The organism is Chitinophaga sp. 22620 (assembly GCF_052044405.1).
Taxonomy (GTDB): domain Bacteria; phylum Bacteroidota; class Bacteroidia; order Chitinophagales; family Chitinophagaceae; genus Chitinophaga.
The window spans coordinates 831222-853974 of the sequence record NZ_JBQEMV010000003.1 but is presented as its reverse complement, the minus strand read 5'-3'; the positions used below and the strand labels follow the sequence as shown (position 1 = coordinate 853974).

Below are 22753 nucleotides of genomic sequence, written 5' to 3'. Positions count from 1 at the left end.
ATATTTCTTTTTTAAAGTTCATCCATATCAAGGCGAAAGCTGCCCGCATCAAACGGGGCCGTTTCAAAATTCCTTCAAAATTGCGCTTCAACTTGTGCCCGAAGCGATGCCGGCAGAATATTATAGAAACTTGGACTATATTTAAGCAGCAATCGTAACATAAAACCATTTTATGAACATGTATCCGAAACCCGGCTTTCTGGCGGCGATCTGTCTTGGAGGCACATTAATTTTAGCATCCTGTGGCCAGAGCGCTCCCAAAAACACAGGCGAGGCAACGGCAGACAGCGCCATTACCGGCGCGCCTGTTGAAACCAAGCCTGCCAACTCCGATTATAAACCGGCATTCCCCGGGCAAACGAGGATCGGCAGCGTAAAATCCGCTACCGCCTACGAAGGCAAGGTGCTGAGCAGCGACCTCAAATCTCCCTGGGGCATTACCACCCTGCCGGACGGCCGTTTTCTCATCACCGAGAAAAAAGGCACTATGCGCATCGCAACGGCAGACGGGAAAGTGAGCGATTCCATCACCGGCCTTCCCCCGGTGAACCCCGCCGGCCAGGGCGGCTTGCTGGGCCTGCGTGTGGACCCCGATTTTGCGAGCAACCGCACAGTGTACTGGGTGTTTTCCGAAGCGCTGCCCGAAGGCAATCTCACCGCGGTGGCAAAAGGAAAGCTTTCCGCGGATGAAAAGAAAATAGAAGGCGCAACGGTGATCTACCGCGCTACGCCTGCTTATAAAGGCACGCTGCATTACGGCGGCCGCATCCTGATAGACAAAGCCGGCAACCTGGTGGTGAGCACCGGCGAACGTTCTGACCTGGAAACAAGGCCGCAGGCGCAGGACCTGAAATCGGGCCTCGGGAAAATAGTACGCATCACCAAAGACGGCAAACCTGTTGCCGGCAATCCTTTCGAAGGCAAGGCCGATGCAAGGCCGGAGCTGTATTCCTACGGCCACCGGAATGTGCAGGGGCTTGCATTCCACCCGGCCACCGGCGATCTCTGGGAAACAGAATTCGGCCCCAGGGGCGGCGATGAGCTGAACAGGATAGAAGCCGGGAAAAACTATGGCTGGCCCACCATCACATATGGCATCGAGTACAGCGGGAAAAAGATCGGCGACAGCATCCAGCAGAAAGCAGGGCTGGAGCAACCGGTGTATTACTGGGATCCCGTACTGTCTCCCAGCGGCATCACCTTCTACAGCAGCGACAGCATTCCTGAATGGAAGAACAACCTCTTTATCGCTGGGCTGAGCAGCACGCACATTGCGCGGCTGGTGATCGAAAACAATAAAGTGACAGGCGAAGAAAGGCTGCTGGCCGATGAAAAAGAACGCTTCCGCGATATCACGGAAGGCAGGGACGGCGCTTTGTATGCTGTTACGGACGGCGGCAAGCTGTACCGGATATTCAAGAAATAAAGGTCTTTCAAAAAGATATAAAAGCCTCCAGGTATGCGCCCGGGGGCTTTTTTTTTGTTTAAGGGAAGTTTTTCGTCAAGATATTTGGCCGGGAGGTGTAAAATGTTCTTCCGGCTGCCGGGCTGGTTGTAGCTTTCGGGAAAATCCAGGCATATGAAACTTTCGTGGCTCTTTTTTATGACAGGCGCGGTGCTGTTGGCAGCCGCCAATGCCTGTTCGCAGAATAGTGTTCCGCCGCCGGCCGTATTTGCGGCCAGCACGCCCTGCAGCCAGGGCACGCGGCCTTTGCCGGGCATGGATGTGAAGGAAGGCTGCGAACTGATGAAATGGGAGCTGACGCTCTATGAACAAACATTCCGGCTGCGATGTACATACGGGATGCCCGCGCAGGGCACTAAAGGATTTGAAGGAGGCGGGAAAACGCTGGCGCTGGAAGGCAAATGGAGCATCCTCAAAGGCGCTGCTTCCAACCCGCAGGCGACCGTTTACCAGCTGCATGATGCGCAAAGCGGTAAAACCATTTCCCTGCTCAAACTCAACGATCAGCTGCTTCACCTGCTGGACAGCGGGCTGCGCCTCATGACGGGCAACGGCGGCTGGAGCTACACCCTGAGCAGGATCACCGATAAACCCGGAAAACTATGAAAACGTTACTGATCATCGCCGCCGGTATACTGCTGGCTGGATCTTCAAAAGCGCAAACGGCCGCGGCAGACAATAAACCTTCGGAAGCCGTCAGCTTCCAGCCCATTCCGGAAGGCCCGTCTTTTTTTGGCGCCTTTGAAGGGCGGGCGCCCTGCGGCGGTATTGCACAACAGCTGAAGCTGGCCGTGCCGGGCGATTGTGAAAAACTGAAGTGCCGCCTCACGCTCTTTCGCGACCCGGCCACTTCACAGCCCGCTGCGTTTATGCTGCGCATTGTGGGAGGCGGGGAAGTGAGGTGGCAGGACGGTCATTCGTACCGGCTCAAAGAGCTGGAAGGTAAATGGTCGGTTGCAAAAGGCCTGCCATCGGACCCTAACGCGGAAGTATATACGCTGGAGTTCAGTGATCCCGCGGTGCGGGTGTATTTGCTGAAAGGAGATGATAATGTGCTGTTTATACTGGATGAACAAAAAGCGTTCAGGGTCGGGAACAGCGAATACAGCTACACGCTGAACCGGGTGGAGCTGGTGCCGGGGAAATAACAGGACCGCCCGGTCTTGCCGGGTGAACAATTTTCAGGAATTCCAGTTCAATGTTGCATCACTATCCTTATGAACGGATCGTAACGCAGCAGGTATGCTTTATCGCCGAGTTCGCCGTTATATGTGCTGGTAGTGATGATATCCCGGACATCATAGGGAACTTCTATTTCAGCCTCGTCGTGCATAAGGTCCGCCGGACGGGCGGCGCCGGTGGTTTCCAGCGAGGGCGCAATGCGATAGGGCAGCTTGGAATGCGGCAGCGTAAATGCCAGGGGCGCAAAGCCCACCCCGAGGAAATAACCGGTTCTGCGGCCTATGGAAATGAAATTATCATCGTGCCGCGCATTCGGGACTATCATGGCGCTGCCAGTGCTCGAGTAATGGTCTTCAAACAAAACAAAGATCTTACCGGTAAAGCGGAGCGACGAATCAGAGGGCTCCAACGTAACCGTGTCGTTGACGAGCGAATACAGTCCGTATTTTGCCAGCAGCGGGGCTGTTTCCTTTTCTTTCCCAAATCCTTTATTGGCGCTGATCTTCAGCGGATATGAAACAGGCGAGGGCAGGATGGCCGCGTAAAGCGACTGCCAGGTAGTATCGTCGCCGCCGCCGTTATTCCGGAAATCGATGATGATGCGGCTGAGGCTTTGCACCCGGCTCCTGTATTTCGCCAGCTCTCTTTGCAGGAAAGGGATAGAGTCCGCGTTCATTTCGGTGAGGCGGATGTAGAGGATGTTCTCAGGTTCCCACAGCTCGATGCGGGTCGGGTTCCGCCGTTTGTACCCGGTGGGCAGGTAACGGGTAAATTCCCGGGTGGGCATGGTTAGCTTTTTAACGGCGCCTGATGGAAGGCGGAAGCCGAATGAAAGACTATCCCGGAAAATGGTTTCCGTGGTTTTGAAAAAACCTGCGCCAAAGAACTTACGACGGCTGACGTCGTATGCGTAACCCCTGCCCCGGATGTGCCGCTGCACATAATCGTCCACCGGCCGCCCTTCGATCTCCATGATCTCTGTGCCGATCGGGATAGTATCCTGCCCGTAATAAAACGCTTCGCGGATAATGTATTTCCCGTTCATATAAATATTGGGGATGGCCATTTTAAAGAGCGAGCGGATGCGGAGATAAGCGTCCCGCTGTTCTTTAAGCCAGGCAGGCAGCGGGTGTAGCATGCTGGTATGCATATCCTGCGGAAGGGTGAGCGCCTGTTCCAGCAACAGGTACCAGGACAGGTCGGAGGAGATCGTGTCTATCTGCCGGCGGAGCGCCTTCATTTCGCGGATGGCATCATATTTCCAGAGGTCTTTTTTGACGGCGATATGCGGGGAAACGCGGGCGATGGTATGGATGAGCGTGTCCAGGTCTTCCCGCATCTGCGCTTTGGTAAGGGATTGGGAAAAGGCGACGGAGGCGGAGCAAAGCAGGAAAAGTGTGGCAAATAAAAGAGTTGTGAAGCGATGCATGTGAATTCAGTGAGTTTATTGCAGTTTGCCGGTTGAGGGCGCTAAAAGAAGCATAACATCAAATATATATTATTTGTGGTAATAGGAATAGGGGCCGAACTTCTCATGTTTCAAAAAAACAATGTCCTTCGCCTGAAACTTTTTTAGCGCCTGAGCGTCTTAGCTACTAGTACCCTATTCCTAACAAAACCAAATCCATATACAATGAAACATGCGCTTATCTTGTTTTTCTTCCTATGGGCCATTTCGGCGTACGGGCAGGACAAATACAACTATGTTCACTTCAACAAACTGAAAGAGCTTACCGGCACAGATTATACCATTGCCACCATAGAAAACCTGGGGAAAATGGCAACCGTGAACAGTACGCAGCTTTTATTCATCAACACCAGGAACGGCCAGAGCAAAATGGTTGATTTCCCCAAGGATGGGTATTTGTCGGAGCTTGACCAGATCAGGATAGACAGCCTGCAGATCAACCGCGTTATCGTGGAAGCCCGTACGGTGAACCTGGATAACAGCAAGCGCATCGACTGGAGCGACCCTTTCCAGGTCTTCGGCCTTTCGACAGACGGGGAAGAAAAGGTGCAGCTGACGCCCGATAATTTTTATACGCGCACCTGGACTGTGAACCGACAGACGGGCGGCCTCGTGATCACCGGGCATTACGACAGCAATAACAACGGCAAATACGATAAAACGGACAAAAGCGAGATCCTGCTGTTCGACCTGAAAACGCTGAAGCTCATCGCGAAGATTTAGTTATACAAACATAGAGCAGAAACAGCCTCCGGGTTTCGATCTGGAGGCTTTCGTTTTACCGTGAATTCATATTATTTAGTATTATTACGCCCATGATAAACCAGCGATCATGAGCGACAGCGATACCAAACGGCTTTCCCGGCTCACGGCCATCCTGCTGCAATTGCAGACGAAGCGGCTTTTGACGGCAACGGAACTGGCTAACCGGTTTTCGGTAAGCATCAGGACTATTTACCGGGACATCAAGGCATTGGAACAGGCGGGCGTGCCGGTGCTGACGGAAGAGGGCAGGGGATATACTTTGATGGAAGGTTACCGCATTCCGCCCGTGATGTTCACCGAAAACCAGGCCAACGCCCTGATCCTTGCGGAACAGCTGGTGCTGAAGAACAAAGACGCTTCGTTTGTGAAAGATTATACCGAAGCGATAGACAAGATCAAAGCCGTATTAGGATATCAGGTGAAGGACAAAGCGAACCTGCTCGCAGAAAGGACCCGCTATACCCGGAACCTTAACAGTGAAAGGACCAGCAATAACTTATCCGACCTGCAATTTGCGCTGACCAATTTCAGCCTCACCCGGATCGATTATACCAACGAAGCGCAAAAGACCAGCACCCGGCTGATAGAGCCTTTTGCCCTGCTGCATACCCAGGAAGGCTGGCTGCTGGTGGCCTGGTGCCGCCTGCGGAAAGAATTCCGGTATTTCCGGCTGGACAGGATCAGGAAACTGCATATCCTTCCTGAAAAATTCGCTCCCCACAAAATGACGCTGCAGGATTTTTTTGACAAGTATCATTAATTTCTTTTTGAACCCCTGACACAGGGCTGTCAACCGCCCCGTTTAGTTTTGCATCATAAATTTTAATTATGATCAGTCAATTCGTAAACTTAAGCTGGATCGGTGTTTTACTGGCATTTGCCGTGTATTTCGTGCTCGGCGCTTTGTGGTTCACCCTGTTTTTCAGTAAGCCGTACAAGATCTCTTTGGGGAAAGAGAATGAGACCTTACCCAACAAACCTGTTTTCATTGCAGGCCCTGCCCTTTGTTCCCTGGTGATCACCCTTGCGAGCGCGGTGCTGCTGTATGCGCTGAACATTCAATCCTTTAGCGGCGCGGTGGAGTTTTCTTTAGTAATCGGTATCGGGTTCCTGGTGGCCAATACAGTCAACATCGCGATCAATCCGAATATTCCCCGGCCGGTACTTTACGGCATCATCAGCGGGGCTTACCACCTGGTAGGTATTTTGCTGGTGAACATCATTTTAATAGCAATGAAATAGCAGAGAGTGCCAGCAGCCCGTCTTGGAACGATACAGATAAAAAGCCGCTACAATAGCGGCTTTTACTTTTCGATATGATATTTTTAAGAATTCTTTTGCTCTTGTGGAAGAAATTAAAGGCCTTCCATATAAAATACATTGAACCTGTGCCCGTCCGGGTCGGCAAAAACAAAACCATAATATCCTTCGCCAAATTCTTCCGGGCTGGATATATTTTTTCCGCCTGCATTTTCAACTTCTTTTGCCCAATCGTCCACCTGGGACTTACTTTCTGCGGAAAGCGTAAATATTACTTCGTTCGCGTGCTGTGAGTCAGCTATTTCACCCTTTATGGCGGTTTTGAGGATGTCTTTTAAAAAGAAGTGGATCACGAATTCATCCTTGCCAACAACAAAGCTTGTCAATTCTTTATTGGAACCGTTGGGCTTAAATCCCAGTTCTGTATAAAATTTAGTTGTCCGTGCGAGATCGCTTACCGCTAAGTTGGACCATATCTTTTTTGGCTTCATAATGTTTGTTTTTTTTACAAAGCTATCATTTACCCGGAGAACTTTTGCAGTGCGATAGCGACTTTCGTGAGGGGTTTTTGGGACAATCAATATACCGTTACCGATGCTTTGTTGTACCTGTTCTTATATTCCAATGGAGACATCCCCGTAAACTTCCTGAATACTTCCCTGAACGTTTTGATGTCTGAATACCCCACTTCATACATGGCTTCGTTCACTGTTTTGGGTGTGTTCTCGAAGGTTTTTTTCGCCCATTCGATCTTTACCCGCTGGGCATATTCCACGGGGGTGTTTCCTGTGGCTTTGATAAATCTCCTGTCGAAATTCCGCCTGCCCACGGCGAATTTTGCAGACAGGTCTTCAACAGATATCTTTTCATCCGGCCTGCTTTCAATATAGGCCTGCGCTTTTTTGACCACCTCGTCGCTATGCTGCTTCTGGCCGCTGAAGATGATGAAGGGCGACTGGCTTGTTCTGTCGATCTCCACCTGGAATATTTTCGAGCAATAGATCGCCGTTTGCCTGTCGTAATATTTTTCGATCAGGTATATCACCAGGTTCAGGAAAGAATAGCCGCCGCCATTGGTGTAGATCCCGTTTTCGTCCGTGATCAGCTTTTCTTCCTGTAAGATCACGCCGGGAAATTTGGCCCTGAAGGTATCGGCTATGCGCCAGTGCGTGGAGCAATTCATACCGTCCAGCAAGCCTGCAGCCGCCAGCATTAATGCGCCCGTGCACATGCTGGCTATTTCCGCGCCTGCGTGGTATTGCTCCGCCGCCCAATCGACCAGCTGTATGTTGCCTTTCATGGCCTGCTGAAAATCATTGGCCAATGAGGGAATGATAATGAGATGGGTGTTGCGGATAGCGGAAACGGGCGTGAGCGACCGCAGCGCCAGCATGCCGTTGTGAAATTCCGATTCTTCCGAAACACCGCCCAGCGCTATTTTGAATAATGCTTTCCTGCCGGTTTCGATCCAGTACTGGTTAGCTCTTTCAAACATTTCATAAGCGCCTACTATACAGGCAACGCTGCTGAGGGTGCTCTGGCCGTCGGGGACTATGATGGTAAGATGTTTCATCGGATCTTTTTTCAAAGGTAAAGATTCCTCTTGTCCAAATCGCCCCGTCATAAAGTCCACTTACCCACTGGCCAAAGTTATAATTGGGGGATAGCTTTGTAACGGATGAATGATCCGTATAAAATTCTTCAGCCATGAAAAGATCCATCTTCATATTAGCCTTCGGCGGTTTTGGCATTATTACCACGGAGTTCAGCGTGATTGGCATTTTACCTGTAATAGCCCGGGAATTCGGGATCTCCATCGATACTGCCGGCTGGCTGCTGAGCGCTTTTGCGCTTACCATTGCCCTGACCGGCCCGTTTATGGTGTACATGACGGCTAAGATCAACCGCAAGTGGCTGATGAGCGGGGCCCTGTTCGTGTTTGTACTGTCTAATATCTTATCGGCACTTGCCCCCGATTTTACCGTACTGATGATCGCGCGTATCATACCCGCCCTCGCGCATCCCGTTTTCTGGTCCGTAGCCATCGCGGCCGCTTCGAGACAGGTGGCGCCTAAAGACGTGCCGAAAGCAGTGGCCGTGGTAATGGGCGGCATCAGCGTAGGTACCGTGCTGGGCGTGCCGCTCACCACTTATATCGCGGACCTGGTGAACTGGCAGGGTGCTTTTATAGCCGCGGGCGTTATCAACCTCGCCGCGCTGGCTGCATTGCTGGCGTTCATTCCTTCCATGCCGGTGCCAAAGGGGCAAACGCAGCGGGGCCAGATCAGGGTATTGGGTAATTCAAGGCTATGGCTGCAGCTGGTCGCCACCACGATCATGATAGCGGGTATGTTTGCCACTTATGGTTACCTGGCGGAGTTCCTGCTGAAAGTGTCCGTTATGACCGGCAAGCAGATCAGCCTGCTGTTGCTGTTGTTCGGCGCAGCCAGTGTAGCGGGCAACTGGGCGGCCGGCGTTGCCCTCAGCAAAAATGTGCTGCTCACCGCCCGCGTGTTCTTAACGGCCCTGATTACCGTGCATGTGCTCGCATACCTGTTCGGCGGGCTGTTTGTGCCCATCACAGCGATTGTGGGCGTATGGGGATTTATCCATACCGGCGGGTTTATGATCTCCCAGACCAATATTTCAGCTGAAGCGCCGGAAGCGCCCGAGCTGGCTACCAGCCTGATGGTATCGTTCGGGAATGCCGGCTTCGCGCTGGGCGCATTCCTGGGCGGCATTATTATCAACAGTTACGGCGTGCATAACGTTGTATGGATGAGCGTGCTGCTGCTGCTGGCAGCGCTTGGGCTCAGCTTTGTGCCGGCCAGGAAGCGCTGCAAAGCAGCGGGAGAACCGGCTTCAATTCCAGAAAGAACGGCGGCAGGGATGAAAGGGGAGCAAGCGGCATGAGCCATCCCGGGTAATTAGATCGAGTTTCAAAAAGTAAATAAAAAATTATGAAAAGTATCTTTCACAGGCTGCTGATCAAAGCGCCGGCAGCAAAAGTATATGAAGCACTAACCACCCAGGAAGGCCTGGCCGGCTGGTGGACGCCCGAGACAACCGCCAAACCCGAAACAGGCAGTGTGGCAAGGTTTGCTTTCGGCCCCGACTATTTCAAAGAAATGAGGGTAGAGGAGCTGGAACCGGCGAGCCGGGTGAAATGGACCTGTATTAAAGGCTATGAGGACTGGCTGGGCACGGAGATCACTTTTGAATTGCAGCCGCACGAAAAAGGAACCGTGTTGTTATTCCATCATGACGGATGGAAGGAGTATACCCCTGAATATGCCTCCTGCAGCAACGATTGGGCGCTGTTCCTCCGGAGCCTGCGATTCCTTTGCGAAACAGGGAAGGGGTTTGCGTATCCTGATCAGAATAAATAATTGCTTTTTACTTTAGACCAGTGATGGCAAAGAATATCTTCTCTGTGACCAGGATCGCCCCGCCAAATAGATATACGAACAGCAACAGGAGCGCAACTGGCAGAATGGTAACCGTGATCCTGGAGTTCATGGGGCAAAGGATGCGCCGCATGGAACGTCCGAGCATAAGCCCTATGTCCCGGGAAAAATATTTCTCTATCGTTTCCATTTTTGTTTCCTATGTGGTTAATAATGTAATGCCGCTCAGGTTTGCTTTCCCGTTCTTCAGGAATTCGTAGGTCAACCGGTCTGCCTGGCAGTCGATAAACCGGATCTGTTTCAGGCTCTTGCCTTTAAAGAACGTGTTCGTCAGTATTGCATTTTGGAATGTCACTCTTTTGAAGGCGCAGTTTTCAAAATAGCAGTCATCTACTACACCCCCGAATACGATATCAGCGATATACAAGGCATTAAAAGAGGTGCGGTTCCATACTGCGTTGGTAACGGTATTTTTCTCGAAGCCGCCGGATTTAGCCACCACCCCGGTAAAATCCGCATTGGTGAAATCGCAACCCTGGATAAAGCTTCCCGAAAATTCAGTTTCTTCCAGCGTACAGTCCTTAAAGAGGTTGTTGCTTAAATGGGAATTTTGAATGTGGCTGTTGCGGAAGTCGGAGCCGGAGAAGTCGCAGGTATCAATATTATTACTTTTCAGGAGTAGTCCCGACATGTCCGAACCGATGAACTTGCAGCGCTGCATATTGGAGGAGCTGAACTGTTTCTGCAGATTTTTTAATCCTGAAAAATCAGCATCCACCCAGTTCCCTCGAGACATATCCCAGTTCAGCTTTTTCTCCTGCTTCCCCGGCTGCAATTCACCGGATGTTTGGGCCTCAGGCCCGGCTGATGCTGCCCCGGTGGCGGTAGACTGGAAGTTATCCGAAAAATAGTTGAGATCAACGCCCAGGATCTCCGCGAGACTGTTAAAAGTAGTGATGTCCGGCATCGATTCGCCGCGTTCCCATTTTCCGACTGCCTGGGGGCTGATGAACAGGCGTTCGGCGAGCTGGGCCTGGGAGATATTTGTTTTCTTTCGTGCTGTGGCAATTTTATTGCCGACCGTCTTAGCGTTTAACATATGTACAAAGTGTTTTGATTTGATAATGCAAAGATATCACGGTCATCCCCAAAACCGGTAAAAACAGCCGATACTCCTGGTTGTTATTCCGCCATTTATCGTTGTTTTTGACAACTACCGGTGGTATTTTACCCGCGCTGGTGGCTGGAAGCGGGAAAACGGGCAATGGAAGATCGCAAGGGTGGTCAGCTTTGATCATTGAAATATGGTCGTTTATGGCGGCGGGTATATCTTTAGTAAGGCTGGTTTACTTTGCTGCCGTATGGCTGAAAAGAAGCAGGTGCTCATCCATGTGGGGACCGCCGCGTTGGAATAAAATTTGCGCCTGTTCTTCGATCATCAAAAAAGACAAGAACATGCCCAGGCAGATTTTAAATAAAACAATTAAAGTTGACGGCATTGATATTTTCTACCGGGAAGCCGGGGACAGGAAAAATCCGTCGTTGTTGCTGTTACATGGAGACCTTCCTTCCGCATCAGTGATCTACAAAAATTTGATGATCGCCCTCTCCGACAGGTATCATCTGGTGGCCCCTGATTACCCCGGATTCGGGTTCAGCGCTTTCCCGGACAGGAATAGCTTTGAATATACCTTCGATAATATAGCGAAATATATAAATAAGTTTACTGATGCGATAGGCTTAAAGACCTTCACTGTCTATCTCCACGACTATGGCAGCGTTGTTGGTTTACGCCTGTGTGTAAGCCATCCCGAAAAGATAGAACGGATAATTGTCCAGGACGGCAACGCGTATGAGGAAGGCATTGGCCCGCAATGGGCTGAAACAATAGACTATTGGGAAAACCCCACTCCCGAGAAGAAGAAAAAAGTTTCCGGGTTCCTGAGCGAAGAAGGTATAAAGCGGCAGCACACGGGGGGATTACCCGATGAGATATTGCCCAGGGTCAGTCCTGAATTGTGGATGATTGATTGGGAGCTGCTGAAGAGGCCTGGTAATATTGATATGCAATTTGAGCTGAATACCGATTACAAAAATCACCTGAAAAGGTTTCCTGTCTTCCAGGAGTATTTCCGTACCCACCAGCCTCCCGCCCTGATCATGTGGGGAAAGTATGATATCTATTACAGCGTGGAAGAAGCCCATTGTTATAAAAGGGACTTGCCCAATGCCCAGATACATATTCTGGAGGGTGGTCATAAAATATTGGAGACAAATTTTGACGAGGTATTACCGCTTATTGAGAATTTTTTAAGCTCCAAACCGGGCCAATAACGTTACCGGCCCTTTATTTTTTCGCGGCCCAGATGTAGGCCCGCCTGCTGGGGTATTCCGCATTCTCGTACGGGCGCCGCTCTATGGCATCAGTGATATTGAAACCCGTTCCATGAAGCAGTTCTATGATGTCGTCCGTCTTAAAGAAGATCAGGTCAACATCAATTTCTTTGTCATGCGCTTTGTCAAAGTGCACTACGTCGTCCCCTGCATGAAAGGAAAATAGAAAGTTTCCGCCTGTTTTTAATACCCTGTTGATCTCTTGGAAACATTTCCTGACCTGGCCGTTCGTAAAATGTACGATCGCGTAAAAGGCAACCGCGCTTCCAAGCGTTCCTGGCGGGTAAGCGATATTCAACAGGTCCCCGGTTTCAAATTTAATCTGGGGGGAAAGCTTCCGGGCGGCACTGATCATTGCCGGCGACAGGTCAATGCCGGTAATGTCCTTTACGCCATTGTCGTACAGGAACTTTGTTGTTTGCCCGGGACCGCAGCCAAAGTCGGCACAGGGCCCTTTATCTTTATTGACGGCTGCAAATTCCTTTAATAACAACCGGTCGAAATGTTTTTTGGAGAGTTCGTCCCAACGGTCGGCTGCGTAATCGTCGGCCACCTGGTTGTAACAGCTTAATACTTTTTCCTGTGAATTCATGTTATTCCTGGGTTTTCAATAGTGAACAAGAAAACGGGGGCGGTTTGTTTATCCATTGGCTTAAAAGTTCTCCACCCGGACAAGTCAGAAATTAGACGAGCCTAAATTCCCTTTGTCCTTTTTTTAGAAAGGTCAGTAGCGGAAATAATTAAGTCTGCAACCTCTTGAGGATGGGTTATATAAACACAATGACTTGCACCTTCTATTTCCACTATTTTTACGCTATTCGCTCTTTTGGCATACATCCGCTCTAAATCAGGATTAATAATCCTATCAGATTTTGCTACCATATACCAAACAGGCTTTGTTTTCCAGGCTGGATTTTGAATGATGGCATGGAATACCACGTCGGCAGTAGGCGTTTGCGAATTAGCCATAAAATCTGCTTTTGATTTTGGCAGGTCACCTGAAAAATCAGAAGCAAACATCTTTGGATCAATGTAGTCCCAGCCGTCATTTCCTTTAATTAGTGATTTATAAGCAGCCGGAAAACTTTTCCCGTTGCCAGCCTCAGATTCACCGTGATCCGGTGCATGTGCGGCAATATATACCAGTCCGCTAACCAGGGAATCATTACCCGCCGTTGTTATTACGGCGCCTCCATAACTATGCCCTACCAAAATACAAGGTCCATCCTGTAGGTTGACTACTCGTTTTACAGCAGCCACATCGCCTTCAAAGGTAGTCAGCGTAGGCTGTGCAATGCTGACCTTGTAGCCTTTTTGGGTGAGGATTTCATAGACCTGCTGCCAGCCGGAGCCATCTACAAATGCACCATGAACAAGCACAATGTTGTGGATTCTCGTGGAAACCTGAGCTTGTGATGTTGAGACGAAAATCGTCATGATACAAATAATCAGTATTTTAAATGTGCGTATGCCGCAGTTGGAATTTAAGTTCATAGTATGTTTTATAAAGATGCAAAATGCGTCATTTTTCAATTCAGGTGCCGGTAATCCGACGGAGACTTGCCGGTCTTGCTTTTAAATACTTTTGTGAAATGAGAAGGATGTTCAAAGCCTAGTTCATATGCAATTTCACTGATGTTTTTGTCTGTGCTCCACAGGAGGGTTTTCGCTTTGTCTACCAGTTGCAGGTGGATATGTTCCAGGGTGGTTTTACCCGTATATCTGTTCAGTAGATCGGAAAGATAATCAGCAGAGAGGTTGAGCCGTGATGCGAAGTATTTTACATCGGGAAGTCCGTCATCGATCAGCGAATCCTTTGAAAAGTAGCCCAGCAGCAGGTTTTCAAACTGCTGAACCAGGTCTTGACTGGGTTTGGAACGTGTTAAGAACTGCCGGTCGTAAAAACGGCTGCAATAGTTGAGCAGCAGTTCAAGGTTGTTCACGATCAATTCCTGTGAGTGTTTGTCTAAGTTTTGCGAATACTCCTGTGTCACATTATCCGCGCAGTTACGCAACGTCTTCTTTTCATCCTCGGACACGTGCAGCGCTTCATTGGCATCATACTGAAAAAATGAGTATCCATGTATCTTTTTGCCCAGCCCGGTCCGGTTCAACAAATCAGGATGAAAGAATAATCCCCATCCATCATCATAGGAGATGTAGCGTTGCGTGGAAACAGCCTGCCCCGGAGCGGTAAATACCAATGTACCCTGATCAAAATCGTAATGGGAGCGCCCATAACCCATTGATCCTTTTAATTGTTTGAGATACACAGCATAAAATCCCAGCCGGAACGTGGTTTCCTTTTCCGGAAAGTTGTCCCTGCTGACCTGCTGCAACCGAAGGAAGGAAACCAGTGGATGTTTCGGCGGCGGACAGCTGTAGAGCTTATGTAGCTCATGTATGGTATTGATATCAACGAATGATTGTTGCATATATAACCAATTTGGAAGCTAGGTAAATTTACTAAAAATGACTTGTACAGGAAGAATTCTGCCATTGATAAACAATGAAGCGGAGGTAATTTTTCTTCAGGCGATAGCACCTCCACTGACCAAAAGCTGCTGTCCGCTTACAAAGGCCGACAGTTCACCGGCGAAAAATTCTGCAACATTTGCTACATCCTCCGGAGTACCCATCCGCCCCATGGGATAGAATGTTGGTATTATGGCCCTGATAGGAGCTTCCGCGTCAACAACAGTATGGATTCCAGCACCTTCGGTTGCCGTGGGCAAAATGGCGTTTACGGTTATGCCTTTTTTGCCCAATTCCTTCGACAATACTTGCACCAGGTACAAAGCGGCCATTTTGCTTCCGCCATGCAGCGCATAGCCGGGGTTAGGCAGCCCTGTAGTACTTGAGCCGATATAGATGATCCGGCCATTGTCAGCGACATGCTTCGCTGCCGCCTGCATGGTGAAGAATGCGCCCTTTGTATTGGTATTAAACAAGTTGTCAAATTGCAGTTCGCTAAACGAGGCAACCGGCACACCTACTAATTCTAACCCCGCATTTACCACCACAATATCAATTTTCCCAAATTCTTTGACGGCCAATTCAAACAGCCGATCTATTTCAGCGGGTTTAGAAACATCCGCTTTCACCGGGATGGCTTTTACCTTATAACTTTCAATTTCTTTAACTACCGCATCAGCTGCCACGCTGTTACTTGCGTAGTTAACCACAACGTCTGCGCCCAATTGGGCGTACCTCAGCGCAATTGCTTTACCGATGCCTCTTGAGGCACCAGTAACCAGTGCGACTTTCTTTTTTAAAGAATTCATAAATAAGTTATTGGGTTTGAAGAATAGAGGAACAAACGTAAGGCATGCTCCTCTCGGGAACTAGATGAACATCCCGCCAGCTATCTCGATGCGTTGGGCATTTACAAAGCGGCTGTCTTCGGAAAGGAGGGATGCAACAAACATGCCCACATCGTCCGCATTCCCAAGGCGTCCTAACGCAGTCATGCCGGCAATTTGCTCACGATGGCTATCATCGCCTTTTCCACCACCAAACTCAGTGTCGATTGCCCCTGGCGCAACACTATTTACACGGATCTTCCTTCCGGCATATTCTTTGGCAAAATACCGTGTCAAGCCTTCTGTTGCGGACTTAAGAGCACCGTACACAGCAACACCAGGAAAGGCGAAGCGGGCAAGCCCGGAAGAAATATTAATAACCTGACCACCATCAATGATCAAAGGAATTAGTTTTTGAGTAAGGAAAAACACACCTTTAAAATTTACATCCACAAGTTCATCGAACAGCTCTTCGGTTGTGTCTTTGATGAGCATTCGCTGGGATATCCCTGCGTTATTTACAAGATAATCGAGGTTTTCACGATTCCATTCCTGCTTTAGCACCTGTGAGACCTGATCGGCAAAGCTGCTAAAAGTGCTACTTTGGGACATGTCTAATGGCAAGGCAACTGCTTTGCCTCCATTGGTGTTGATGGTATCAGCAACTGCTTTTCCCTGATCGGAGTTGCTGTTGTAAGTGAGGATAACGTCAATGCCACGTTGAGCGGCATTTAACGCAATGCTTTTTCCAATTCCCCGACTCCCGCCGGTTACAAGGACAATTTTTGTGTTTGTTGTTTTCATCTTTTTAAGTTTTAATTTATATAGCAAAGTTCAGCAGCGGGGCGAAGGTCTACTTATACATTTCCGGATAGGTTTTATACATTTCAGAGAAGTTGGGTTTTATGTTACCAGCGATCTCCAATAATCCGGGAGATGTGGTGGGAAGGGAGTTTTAAAAGCTATCTCAGTTAGGAGATCTGTATGAAAGATCGTTGATAGAAATAAAACAAAAGCTGATCTGTCTGCTGCCTGGAAATAATTTTACCTGCCTCAATAACCTTTGGCAGAGCCAACATCTATATTTATTCCGCTTCTGAAAAGGGGACCAAACAAAATATAAATGATTCTCCCGCCATTGGAGCCCGGTTCTGGTACCAAGAGATCAAACCTGACGTAAACAACGAACTTTTTGAGAGTCAAATAGGTGTTGCGTAGAGAAAACTGGTGGGATCATTTAAATAAAAAAGACGCACCTTGGTGCGCCTTCTGTGACCCCCCTGGGGCTCGAACCCAGGACCTACTGATTAAGAGTCAGTAGCTCTAACCAACTGAGCTAGGGAGTCAAAATATATCGCGTCATTTCTGACGCGGGAGTGCAAATGTAATAAAAAAAACAAAAAATCAAACAGGCAATATCCTGTAAGCGCAATGCCTCGCACCCTCCAGCACATGGTCCATCCGCTCAATGGTGCCCCATTCCCGGAAGATCTGCTGGAATGTTTGCAGCTCCACCTTGCAGATGTCGTGGCAGGCGTTGGCAGCGGCGCAGATAGGGCAGTGGTTCTCGATCATCACGAAACCCTCGCCTTCGCGGCGGTATTCGGCCAGGTAGCCGTCGCGGCTGCGCAGCTCGGTGAACTTGCGGACCTTGGCTTCCAGGCTTTCTTCTTCCTTAATGATGTCGTAATAACGCAAAAGCGCCTTGTGCTCCCGGGCAGAGATCACATTGCCCAGGGCTTCGTCGCCCAGCACGTCGCGGATGGTGTTGATCAGCTGTACCGTCAATTCGGCATGCGTATCGGGAAAACGGCGGTTGCCCCGCTCGCTCAGGCTCCATACCAGGCTCGGCCGGCCCACTCCTTTGGAAATTGACTCAAATATCACCCAGCCTTCTTCCGCCAGGCGCTGCAGCTGCTGCCGCGCGCCCTCGCCCGTAATGCCCAGTTCCTGCGCTATCCCATTGGTACTCAATGGCCCTTTGGTTTTTAACAGCAGTAACAGCCGGTCGGTTGAAGAGGTATGATATGCCTTGTAGTTTTCCAAGTTTTTACTTGCTTTATTCGCAAATATCGTAACTTTGTCGGGATTTCAAAGCAATGAATTTTTCGTTCATTCCTGAAATTCCCGCTGACAATGAGGGATTCCCGCTTCCGAGGTACTATCTTTGTACCTTGATTTCGGAATTTAAGGAGCATCGACCAGGTCATTTTCAGCATTTTAGACCCAATTAACTGATAGAGAAGTATATAAATATATGAGCGCAGAACAAGACATATTGCAGGAACTGGCGGGCCGCGATTACGAGTTCGGATTTGAGACGCAGATCGAAATGGATATTGCGCCTCCCGGGCTGAATGAAGGCATTATCCGCTTCATTTCCGCCAAAAAGCAGGAACCGGAATGGCTCCTGGAATGGCGGCTGAAAGGATACCAGCTTTTCCAGAAACTGACTATGCCCACCTGGCAGAATTTCAAACTCCCGGAAGTGGACTTCCAGGGCGTTTCCTATTATGCCGCACCGAAGAACCAGGTAAAGTATAACAGTCTTGACGAAGTAGACCCCGAGCTGCTGGCCACTTTCGCCAAACTCGGCATTCCGCTCGAAGAACAAAAAATGCTTTCCGGCGTAGCGGTAGACGCTGTGTTCGACAGCATCTCCGTAGCCACCACCTTTAAAGCACAGCTGCATGAGCTGGGGATTATCTTCTGTTCCTTCGGCGAAGCCGTGCAGGAACACCCCGAGCTGGTGAAAAAATACCTCGGCTCCGTAGTGCCCCAGGCAGACAACATTTACGCCGCGCTGAACTCCGCCGTGTTTTCAGACGGTTCTTTCGTATACATTCCCAAAGGCGTCCGCTGCCCGATGGAATTATCCACTTACTTCCGCATCAACGCCAAGAACACCGGCCAGTTTGAGCGCACCCTCATCATTGCCGACGAAGGCAGCTACGTAAGCTACCTGGAAGGCTGCACCGCCCCGATGCGCGACGAGAACCAGCTGCACGCCGCAGTGGTGGAGCTTATTGCGCTGGACGACGCGGAGATCAAATACTCTACCGTTCAGAACTGGTACCCCGGCGATAAAGACGGGAAAGGCGGTATCTACAACTTCGTGACCAAACGCGGCATCTGCAAAGGAAAGAACTCCAAGATCAGCTGGACGCAGGTGGAAACCGGCTCCGCCATCACCTGGAAATACCCCGGCGTGATCCTGCAGGGCGACAATTCCATCGGCGAGTTCTATTCCGTAGCCGTTACCGCCAACAAACAGGTGGCAGATACCGGTACCAAAATGATCCATATCGGGAAGAATACGAAGAGCCGTATTATTTCCAAAGGCATATCCGCCGGCCACGGGCACAACACGTACCGCGGCCAGGTGAAAGTAGGCCCCAACGCAACCAACGCCCGTAACTTCACGCAGTGCGATTCGCTGCTGATCGGCGACCGCTGCGGCGCGCATACTTTCCCCTACATCGAATCCAAGAACAACACGGCCATGGTAGAGCACGAAGCCACTACCTCCAAGATCGGGGAAGACCAGGTGTTTTACCTGAACCAACGTGGTATAGATAACGAGCAGGCGGTGAATATGATCGTGAACGGATACGCAAAAGAAGTACTTAACCAGCTGCCCATGGAATTTGCCGTGGAAGCGCAAAAATTATTATCCATTACGCTGGAAGGCAGTGTTGGATAACATAAACAAACAAAGAAATGCTCAATATCAAGAACCTGCATGCTGCAGTAGAAGGAAATGCTATTCTGAAAGGCATTAATCTGAATGTGAAAGCGGGCGAAGTACACGCCATCATGGGGCCTAACGGTTCCGGTAAAAGTTCCCTGGCCTCCGTACTGGCCGGCAGGGAAGCTTATGAAGTGACTGAAGGCTCCGTGGATTTTGATGGGAAAGACCTGCTGGACATGAGCCCCGAGGTTCGTGCCCGCGAAGGCCTCTTCCTTGCCTTCCAGTACCCGGTAGAAATACCCGGCGTTTCCAACATCAACTTCCTCAAAACAGCGGTGAACGAGATCCGCGCTTACCACGGCCAGCCCCCCATGCAGGCCAAAGCGTTCCTGGACATGCTCAAATCCAAGCAGAAGCTGATGGAATTTGACGCCAACCTCATGAACCGCTCCCTGAACGAAGGTTTCTCCGGCGGCGAAAAGAAACGCAACGACATTTTCCAGATGGCCATGCTGGAACCCAAACTGGCGATCATGGACGAAACGGATTCCGGCCTCGACATCGACGCCCTCCGCATCGTTTCTGCCGGGGTGAACAAGCTGCGCGGCAAGGACAATGCGTTCATCATCATCACGCACTACCAGCGCCTGCTGGAATACATCGTTCCGGATTTTGTACACGTACTCTATAACGGCCGTATCGTGAAATCGGGCACCAAAGAACTGGCGCTGGAGCTGGAAGAAAAAGGATACGACTGGCTGAAAGAAGACATCCGTTTAGAAGAACCCGTACAATAAATCATGACCACTACTACTAGTAATAATATATCATTCGCTGAAACATTGCCGGCACTGTTCACCGCACAGTTCGGCAACGCCGGCTGGCCCGGGAGGAAAGCCGCGCTGGACCGCTTCCATGCGCTCGGCGGCATCCCCACGGTGAAAGTGGAGGACTGGAAATACACCAACGTGGTTCCCTATTTCAAAAGCCTCAGCATCGCCCTGCCCGCAGCTCCCGCCATTACGCAAAAACAGCTGGAAGCCACCGGCCTGCTGCTGCCGGATACTTACCGCCTCGTGCTGGTGAACGGCGTGCTGGACCAGGCGCTTTCCCTGCTGCCGCCCGCTACGCAGGTAACGGTCGAAAAGCTCAGCGAAGCCACCGCTTTGCCGGCTTATGCGCAGTATTTCAACAAAAGCAAAAAACTCGAAGAGCATCATTTTGCACAGCTGAACACGGCTTTGTTCAATGACGGCCTTTTTATAGAAGTGAAGGCGAAAGCCCAGGTGGAACAAGCCATTCACATCATCCACCTCTATCACAACAACGGTAACCTGCTTGTAAACCCGCGCCACCTCTGGGTTGCGCAGGAAGGTTCTTCCGCCCAGCTGATCGAATCGGCGGCCGCGGTAGACGTTGAAGGCGCCGTGCTGGTGAACAGCGTGACCGAAGCCGTAGTGGCCGAACGCGCGCAGCTGAGCCATTACCAGCTGCAGACCGGTGGCGGCAAGCTGCGTTTCATCAACCAGACGCTGGTGGAACAAATGGGCAAAAGCCTTTACAACAACTATACTTTCACCCTGTCGGAATCCGACCTGGTGCGCAATAACCTTAACATCTCCCTGGACGCGGAGCGTACTGAAACCCATTTGTATGGTTTCTACATCGCTTCCGGCACCCAGCTGGTGGACAATCACTCTTCCGTGGATCACCGCATGCCGCATTGCGAAAGCAACGAGCTGTACCGCGGAGTGATGATGAACAAGGCTACCGGCGTTTTCAACGGGAAGATCTATGTGCACGAGGACGCACAGAAAACCAACGCTTTCCAGCAGAACAACAATCTCGTGATATCTCCCGAAGCCAACATTTACACCAAACCGCAGCTGGAAATATTTGCGGACGACGTGAAATGCAGCCATGGCACCACTATCGGGCAGGTGAGCGAGGACGCGCTGTTCTACCTCAAAGCCCGCGGTATCGGCGACGCAGAAGCCCGCAACATGCTGGTGAAAGCCTTCGCATTCGACGTGACCGCCCAGGTTAAAATTCCGGCCGTGCGCAAACAGGTGGAGCAGATCGCCTCCAGGTACCTGTCTGTTGCGACCAACAACTAAAACGGAATAACATGGAAACCACTACAGCAGAGCATATCATCTGGCAGGAGCAAGACCTGGTCCGGAACGAGTTCCCGATACTGAAACAAACCGTGAACGGCCGCCCGCTTGTGTACCTGGACAACGGGGCCACCACGCAGAAGCCCGTATCCGTGATCCGCTCCATGCAGGAATATTACACCACCTACAACAGCAATGTGCACCGTGGCGTACATACCCTCAGCCAGCAGGCCACCGCGGCCTACGAAGCTGCCCGCCACCAGGTGGCCGCTTTCATTGGCGCGCATCATCATGAAGTAGTGTTTACCAAAGGCACTACAGACGCGATCAATCTCGTGGCTAACGGGTTCCGGAAAGAATTCCTGGAAGCGGGCGACGAGGTGATCATCTCGGCCATGGAGCATCATTCCAACATCGTGCCCTGGCAACTGGTCTGCGAAGAGAAAAATGCAAAGCTGAAAGTAATTCCCATCAACGATAAGGGCGAACTGGAAATGGACGCGTTCCGTTCCATGCTGAACCCGCGCGTAAAGATCGTTTCCATTGCCTGGGTGAGCAACACCATGGGCACTGTGAACCCCGTGAAAGAGATCATCGCCCTCGCGCATGAGCAAGGCATCCCCGTAATGCTGGACGCCGCACAGGCCGCCGCGCACATCCCCATCCGCGTACATGAGCTGGATGTGGACTTCCTGGCGCTTTCCGGGCATAAGCTGTTCGGCCCCACCGGCATCGGCATCCTGTACGGAAAGGAAAGCTGGCTGAACAAGCTGCCGCCTTACCAGGGCGGCGGGGACATGATCAAACATGTGACCTTCGAAAAAACAACCTATAGCGAACCGCCACTGAAGTTCGAAGCCGGTACCCCCGCCATTTGCGAGGCTATCGGGCTGGGAGCGGCCGTGGCATGGGCTACCAAGCTGGGCATTCACCGCATACAGGCATATGAGCACCAGCTCACCGAATATGCCATCGCTGCGCTGAAAGCTATACCAGAACTGCGTTTCATCGGGGAAGCCAAACACCGTAGCGGGGCTATTTCTTTCCTCGTGGGAAACACGCACCCGTCTGACGTAGGCGTATTGCTGGACCAGCAGGGCATTGCCGTGCGTACCGGCCACCACTGCACGCAGCCGCTCTGCGACCGCTTCGGGATACCCGGCACCGTACGCGCTTCCCTGGCAGTGTACAACAATACGGAAGACATCGATCGCCTGGTGGAAGGTGTGCATAAAGCCGTAACTTTGCTGGGATAAACAAAACCTAGGGATGATGACTATCAAAGAGCAACAGGACAGGATCATAGAGGACTTCGAAGTATTTGGCGACTGGATGGAAAAGTATGAATACATCATCCAGCTGGGGAAAGACCTGCCGCTCATCGATCCGAAATATAAAACAGACGATAACCTCATCCGCGGCTGCCAGAGCAAGGTTTGGCTGCATGCGGAACTGGCGGACGGCAAGCTGGTATTCACCGCAGACAGCGATGCCGTGATCACGAAAGGCCTGGTAGGCCTCGTTATCCAGGTGCTGAGCGGGCAAACGCCGAAAGACATTGCAGAAGCAGACATTTACTTCATAGATGCCATCGGCCTCACCAGCCATCTTTCCCCCACACGCTCCAACGGCCTGCTGAGCATGCTGAAACAGATCAAGCTGTACGCCATCGGTTACCAGGCCAAATCACTGCAAAACTGAC

25 protein-coding genes and 1 tRNA gene are annotated in these 22753 nt (G+C 50.7%); 14 read left to right on the top strand and 12 right to left on the bottom strand.

Features of this window, described 5'->3' with window-relative positions; genetic code table 11:
• The first annotated feature begins 172 nt into the window (after positions 1–172).
• The 3 genes from ACTJIK_RS18920 (at position 173) to ACTJIK_RS18910 (ending at position 2613) form a co-directional block, all read left to right on the top strand.
• Positions 173–1426: a PQQ-dependent sugar dehydrogenase gene (locus tag ACTJIK_RS18920; protein WP_440648974.1), complete on the top strand. Its 1254-nt coding sequence runs from the start codon at positions 173–175 to the stop codon at positions 1424–1426.
• A 153-nt stretch (positions 1427–1579) separates the two neighbouring features.
• Positions 1580–2071 carry a hypothetical protein gene (locus ACTJIK_RS18915; RefSeq protein WP_440648972.1) on the top strand — a complete coding sequence of 164 codons (492 nt, stop codon included), beginning with the start codon at positions 1580–1582 and terminating at the stop codon, positions 2069–2071.
• Positions 2068–2613 (top strand): hypothetical protein, encoded by a 546-nt coding sequence (locus tag ACTJIK_RS18910; protein ID WP_440648970.1) that lies wholly within the window; start codon positions 2068–2070, stop codon positions 2611–2613. The genes ACTJIK_RS18915 and ACTJIK_RS18910 overlap by 4 nt, the downstream gene beginning before the upstream one ends.
• A gap of 47 nt (positions 2614–2660) precedes the next feature.
• On the opposite strand, the gene ACTJIK_RS18905 is transcribed toward ACTJIK_RS18910, so the two are convergent.
• Complete coding sequence (locus ACTJIK_RS18905; RefSeq protein ID WP_440648968.1) at positions 2661–4076, bottom strand: S41 family peptidase; 1416 nt, start codon at positions 4074–4076, stop codon at positions 2661–2663.
• 204 nt (positions 4077–4280) lie between these two features.
• On the opposite strand from ACTJIK_RS18905, the gene ACTJIK_RS18900 reads away from it, so the two are divergent.
• From ACTJIK_RS18900 to ACTJIK_RS18890, 3 genes are all read left to right on the top strand, one after another.
• Positions 4281–4838, top strand: coding sequence for a hypothetical protein (locus ACTJIK_RS18900; RefSeq protein ID WP_440648966.1), 558 nt, complete (start codon positions 4281–4283; stop codon positions 4836–4838).
• 109 nt (positions 4839–4947) lie between these two features.
• Positions 4948–5640, top strand: a complete 693-nt coding sequence (locus tag ACTJIK_RS18895; protein ID WP_440648964.1) for a helix-turn-helix transcriptional regulator — start codon at positions 4948–4950, stop codon at positions 5638–5640.
• A gap of 68 nt (positions 5641–5708) precedes the next feature.
• Positions 5709–6122 carry a DUF1761 domain-containing protein gene (locus ACTJIK_RS18890; protein WP_440648962.1) on the top strand — a complete coding sequence of 138 codons (414 nt, stop codon included), beginning with the start codon at positions 5709–5711 and terminating at the stop codon, positions 6120–6122.
• Positions 6123–6235: 113 nt separating this feature from the next.
• Here the strand turns inward: ACTJIK_RS18890 and ACTJIK_RS18885 are convergent, their stop codons facing one another.
• Both ACTJIK_RS18885 and ACTJIK_RS18880 read right to left on the bottom strand, forming a co-directional pair.
• Positions 6236–6631, bottom strand: coding sequence for a VOC family protein (locus tag ACTJIK_RS18885; protein ID WP_440648960.1), 396 nt, complete (start codon positions 6629–6631; stop codon positions 6236–6238).
• An 86-nt stretch (positions 6632–6717) separates the two neighbouring features.
• The gene (locus tag ACTJIK_RS18880; RefSeq protein ID WP_440648958.1) at positions 6718–7713 is read right to left on the bottom strand and encodes a GlxA family transcriptional regulator; all 996 of its coding nucleotides are present in this window, start codon (positions 7711–7713) and stop codon (positions 6718–6720) included.
• Between the two features lie 134 nt (positions 7714–7847).
• Here ACTJIK_RS18880 and ACTJIK_RS18875 point away from each other — a divergent pair, with 134 nt between their 5' ends.
• Both ACTJIK_RS18875 and ACTJIK_RS18870 read left to right on the top strand, forming a co-directional pair.
• A complete protein-coding gene (locus ACTJIK_RS18875) occupies positions 7848–9053 on the top strand; it encodes an MFS transporter (RefSeq protein WP_440648956.1) in 1206 nt (401 codons plus the stop codon).
• Positions 9054–9100: 47 nt separating this feature from the next.
• The gene (locus tag ACTJIK_RS18870) at positions 9101–9529 is read left to right on the top strand and encodes an SRPBCC family protein (protein WP_440648954.1); all 429 of its coding nucleotides are present in this window, start codon (positions 9101–9103) and stop codon (positions 9527–9529) included.
• Positions 9530–9536: 7 nt separating this feature from the next.
• On the opposite strand, the gene ACTJIK_RS18865 is transcribed toward ACTJIK_RS18870, so the two are convergent.
• Both ACTJIK_RS18865 and ACTJIK_RS18860 read right to left on the bottom strand, forming a co-directional pair.
• Positions 9537–9737, bottom strand: a complete 201-nt coding sequence (locus ACTJIK_RS18865) for a hypothetical protein (protein ID WP_440648952.1) — start codon at positions 9735–9737, stop codon at positions 9537–9539.
• Positions 9738–9746: 9 nt separating this feature from the next.
• Positions 9747–10646, bottom strand: coding sequence for a helix-turn-helix domain-containing protein (locus tag ACTJIK_RS18860; RefSeq protein WP_440648950.1), 900 nt, complete (start codon positions 10644–10646; stop codon positions 9747–9749).
• Positions 10647–10753: 107 nt separating this feature from the next.
• On the opposite strand from ACTJIK_RS18860, the gene ACTJIK_RS18855 reads away from it, so the two are divergent.
• Entirely contained in the window at positions 10754–11881 is a 1128-nt protein-coding gene (locus ACTJIK_RS18855) for an alpha/beta fold hydrolase (protein WP_440648948.1), read from the top strand.
• A gap of 13 nt (positions 11882–11894) precedes the next feature.
• Here ACTJIK_RS18855 and ACTJIK_RS18850 read toward each other — a convergent pair whose 3' ends face one another.
• From ACTJIK_RS18850 to ACTJIK_RS18820, 7 genes are all read right to left on the bottom strand, one after another.
• A complete protein-coding gene (locus ACTJIK_RS18850) occupies positions 11895–12533 on the bottom strand; it encodes a class I SAM-dependent methyltransferase (protein WP_440648946.1) in 639 nt (212 codons plus the stop codon).
• Positions 12534–12634: 101 nt separating this feature from the next.
• Positions 12635–13435 carry an alpha/beta fold hydrolase gene (locus ACTJIK_RS18845; protein ID WP_440648944.1) on the bottom strand — a complete coding sequence of 267 codons (801 nt, stop codon included), beginning with the start codon at positions 13433–13435 and terminating at the stop codon, positions 12635–12637.
• A gap of 35 nt (positions 13436–13470) precedes the next feature.
• The gene (locus tag ACTJIK_RS18840) at positions 13471–14376 is read right to left on the bottom strand and encodes a helix-turn-helix domain-containing protein (RefSeq protein ID WP_440648942.1); all 906 of its coding nucleotides are present in this window, start codon (positions 14374–14376) and stop codon (positions 13471–13473) included.
• A 96-nt stretch (positions 14377–14472) separates the two neighbouring features.
• Complete coding sequence (locus ACTJIK_RS18835; protein ID WP_440648940.1) at positions 14473–15225, bottom strand: SDR family oxidoreductase; 753 nt, start codon at positions 15223–15225, stop codon at positions 14473–14475.
• Positions 15226–15285: 60 nt separating this feature from the next.
• Positions 15286–16047, bottom strand: a complete 762-nt coding sequence (locus tag ACTJIK_RS18830) for an SDR family NAD(P)-dependent oxidoreductase (protein WP_440648938.1) — start codon at positions 16045–16047, stop codon at positions 15286–15288.
• 468 nt (positions 16048–16515) lie between these two features.
• A tRNA-Lys gene (locus tag ACTJIK_RS18825) sits at positions 16516–16589 on the bottom strand.
• Between the two features lie 58 nt (positions 16590–16647).
• Positions 16648–17217, bottom strand: coding sequence for a helix-turn-helix transcriptional regulator (locus ACTJIK_RS18820; RefSeq protein ID WP_440648936.1), 570 nt, complete (start codon positions 17215–17217; stop codon positions 16648–16650).
• 283 nt (positions 17218–17500) lie between these two features.
• On the opposite strand from ACTJIK_RS18820, the gene sufB reads away from it, so the two are divergent.
• From sufB to ACTJIK_RS18795, 5 genes are read left to right on the top strand one after another with little or no spacing between them, the layout of a single operon-like run.
• On the top strand, positions 17501–18946 hold the full coding sequence (gene sufB / locus ACTJIK_RS18815; RefSeq protein ID WP_440648934.1) for a Fe-S cluster assembly protein SufB: 1446 nt from the start codon (positions 17501–17503) through the stop codon (positions 18944–18946).
• 17 nt (positions 18947–18963) lie between these two features.
• Positions 18964–19731 (top strand): Fe-S cluster assembly ATPase SufC, encoded by a 768-nt coding sequence (gene sufC / locus ACTJIK_RS18810; protein WP_440648932.1) that lies wholly within the window; start codon positions 18964–18966, stop codon positions 19729–19731.
• 3 nt (positions 19732–19734) lie between these two features.
• Positions 19735–21051 carry a Fe-S cluster assembly protein SufD gene (sufD, locus tag ACTJIK_RS18805; protein ID WP_440648930.1) on the top strand — a complete coding sequence of 439 codons (1317 nt, stop codon included), beginning with the start codon at positions 19735–19737 and terminating at the stop codon, positions 21049–21051.
• A gap of 11 nt (positions 21052–21062) precedes the next feature.
• Positions 21063–22307 carry an aminotransferase class V-fold PLP-dependent enzyme gene (locus ACTJIK_RS18800; protein WP_440648928.1) on the top strand — a complete coding sequence of 415 codons (1245 nt, stop codon included), beginning with the start codon at positions 21063–21065 and terminating at the stop codon, positions 22305–22307.
• A 13-nt stretch (positions 22308–22320) separates the two neighbouring features.
• Positions 22321–22752 (top strand): SufE family protein, encoded by a 432-nt coding sequence (locus tag ACTJIK_RS18795; protein WP_440648926.1) that lies wholly within the window; start codon positions 22321–22323, stop codon positions 22750–22752.
• Position 22753: the final 1 nt, after the last annotated feature.

Bases quoted from the DNA above. Each gene is read 5' to 3' on its own strand.
- ACTJIK_RS18905 (WP_440648968.1), bottom strand. From the start codon at position 4,076: ATGCATCGCTTCACAACTCTTTTATTTGCCACACTTTTCCTGCTTTGC.
- ACTJIK_RS18880 (WP_440648958.1), bottom strand. From the start codon at position 7,713: ATGAAACATCTTACCATCATAGTCCCCGACGGCCAGAGCACCCTCAGC.
- ACTJIK_RS18890 (WP_440648962.1), top strand. From the start codon at position 5,709: ATGATCAGTCAATTCGTAAACTTAAGCTGGATCGGTGTTTTACTGGCA.
- ACTJIK_RS18885 (WP_440648960.1), bottom strand. From the start codon at position 6,631: ATGAAGCCAAAAAAGATATGGTCCAACTTAGCGGTAAGCGATCTCGCA.
- ACTJIK_RS18850 (WP_440648946.1), bottom strand. From the start codon at position 12,533: ATGAATTCACAGGAAAAAGTATTAAGCTGTTACAACCAGGTGGCCGAC.
- ACTJIK_RS18835 (WP_440648940.1), bottom strand. From the start codon at position 15,225: ATGAATTCTTTAAAAAAGAAAGTCGCACTGGTTACTGGTGCCTCAAGA.
- sufB (WP_440648934.1), top strand. From the start codon at position 17,501: ATGAGCGCAGAACAAGACATATTGCAGGAACTGGCGGGCCGCGATTAC.
- ACTJIK_RS18795 (WP_440648926.1), top strand. From the start codon at position 22,321: ATGATGACTATCAAAGAGCAACAGGACAGGATCATAGAGGACTTCGAA.
- ACTJIK_RS18915 (WP_440648972.1), top strand. From the start codon at position 1,580: ATGAAACTTTCGTGGCTCTTTTTTATGACAGGCGCGGTGCTGTTGGCA.
- ACTJIK_RS18895 (WP_440648964.1), top strand. From the start codon at position 4,948: ATGAGCGACAGCGATACCAAACGGCTTTCCCGGCTCACGGCCATCCTG.
- ACTJIK_RS18865 (WP_440648952.1), bottom strand. From the start codon at position 9,737: ATGGAAACGATAGAGAAATATTTTTCCCGGGACATAGGGCTTATGCTC.
- ACTJIK_RS18900 (WP_440648966.1), top strand. From the start codon at position 4,281: ATGAAACATGCGCTTATCTTGTTTTTCTTCCTATGGGCCATTTCGGCG.
- ACTJIK_RS18870 (WP_440648954.1), top strand. From the start codon at position 9,101: ATGAAAAGTATCTTTCACAGGCTGCTGATCAAAGCGCCGGCAGCAAAA.
- ACTJIK_RS18920 (WP_440648974.1), top strand. From the start codon at position 173: ATGAACATGTATCCGAAACCCGGCTTTCTGGCGGCGATCTGTCTTGGA.
- ACTJIK_RS18875 (WP_440648956.1), top strand. From the start codon at position 7,848: ATGAAAAGATCCATCTTCATATTAGCCTTCGGCGGTTTTGGCATTATT.
- ACTJIK_RS18840 (WP_440648942.1), bottom strand. From the start codon at position 14,376: ATGCAACAATCATTCGTTGATATCAATACCATACATGAGCTACATAAG.
- sufC (WP_440648932.1), top strand. From the start codon at position 18,964: ATGCTCAATATCAAGAACCTGCATGCTGCAGTAGAAGGAAATGCTATT.
- ACTJIK_RS18800 (WP_440648928.1), top strand. From the start codon at position 21,063: ATGGAAACCACTACAGCAGAGCATATCATCTGGCAGGAGCAAGACCTG.
- ACTJIK_RS18860 (WP_440648950.1), bottom strand. From the start codon at position 10,646: ATGTTAAACGCTAAGACGGTCGGCAATAAAATTGCCACAGCACGAAAG.
- sufD (WP_440648930.1), top strand. From the start codon at position 19,735: ATGACCACTACTACTAGTAATAATATATCATTCGCTGAAACATTGCCG.
- ACTJIK_RS18910 (WP_440648970.1), top strand. From the start codon at position 2,068: ATGAAAACGTTACTGATCATCGCCGCCGGTATACTGCTGGCTGGATCT.
- ACTJIK_RS18845 (WP_440648944.1), bottom strand. From the start codon at position 13,435: ATGAACTTAAATTCCAACTGCGGCATACGCACATTTAAAATACTGATT.
- ACTJIK_RS18830 (WP_440648938.1), bottom strand. From the start codon at position 16,047: ATGAAAACAACAAACACAAAAATTGTCCTTGTAACCGGCGGGAGTCGG.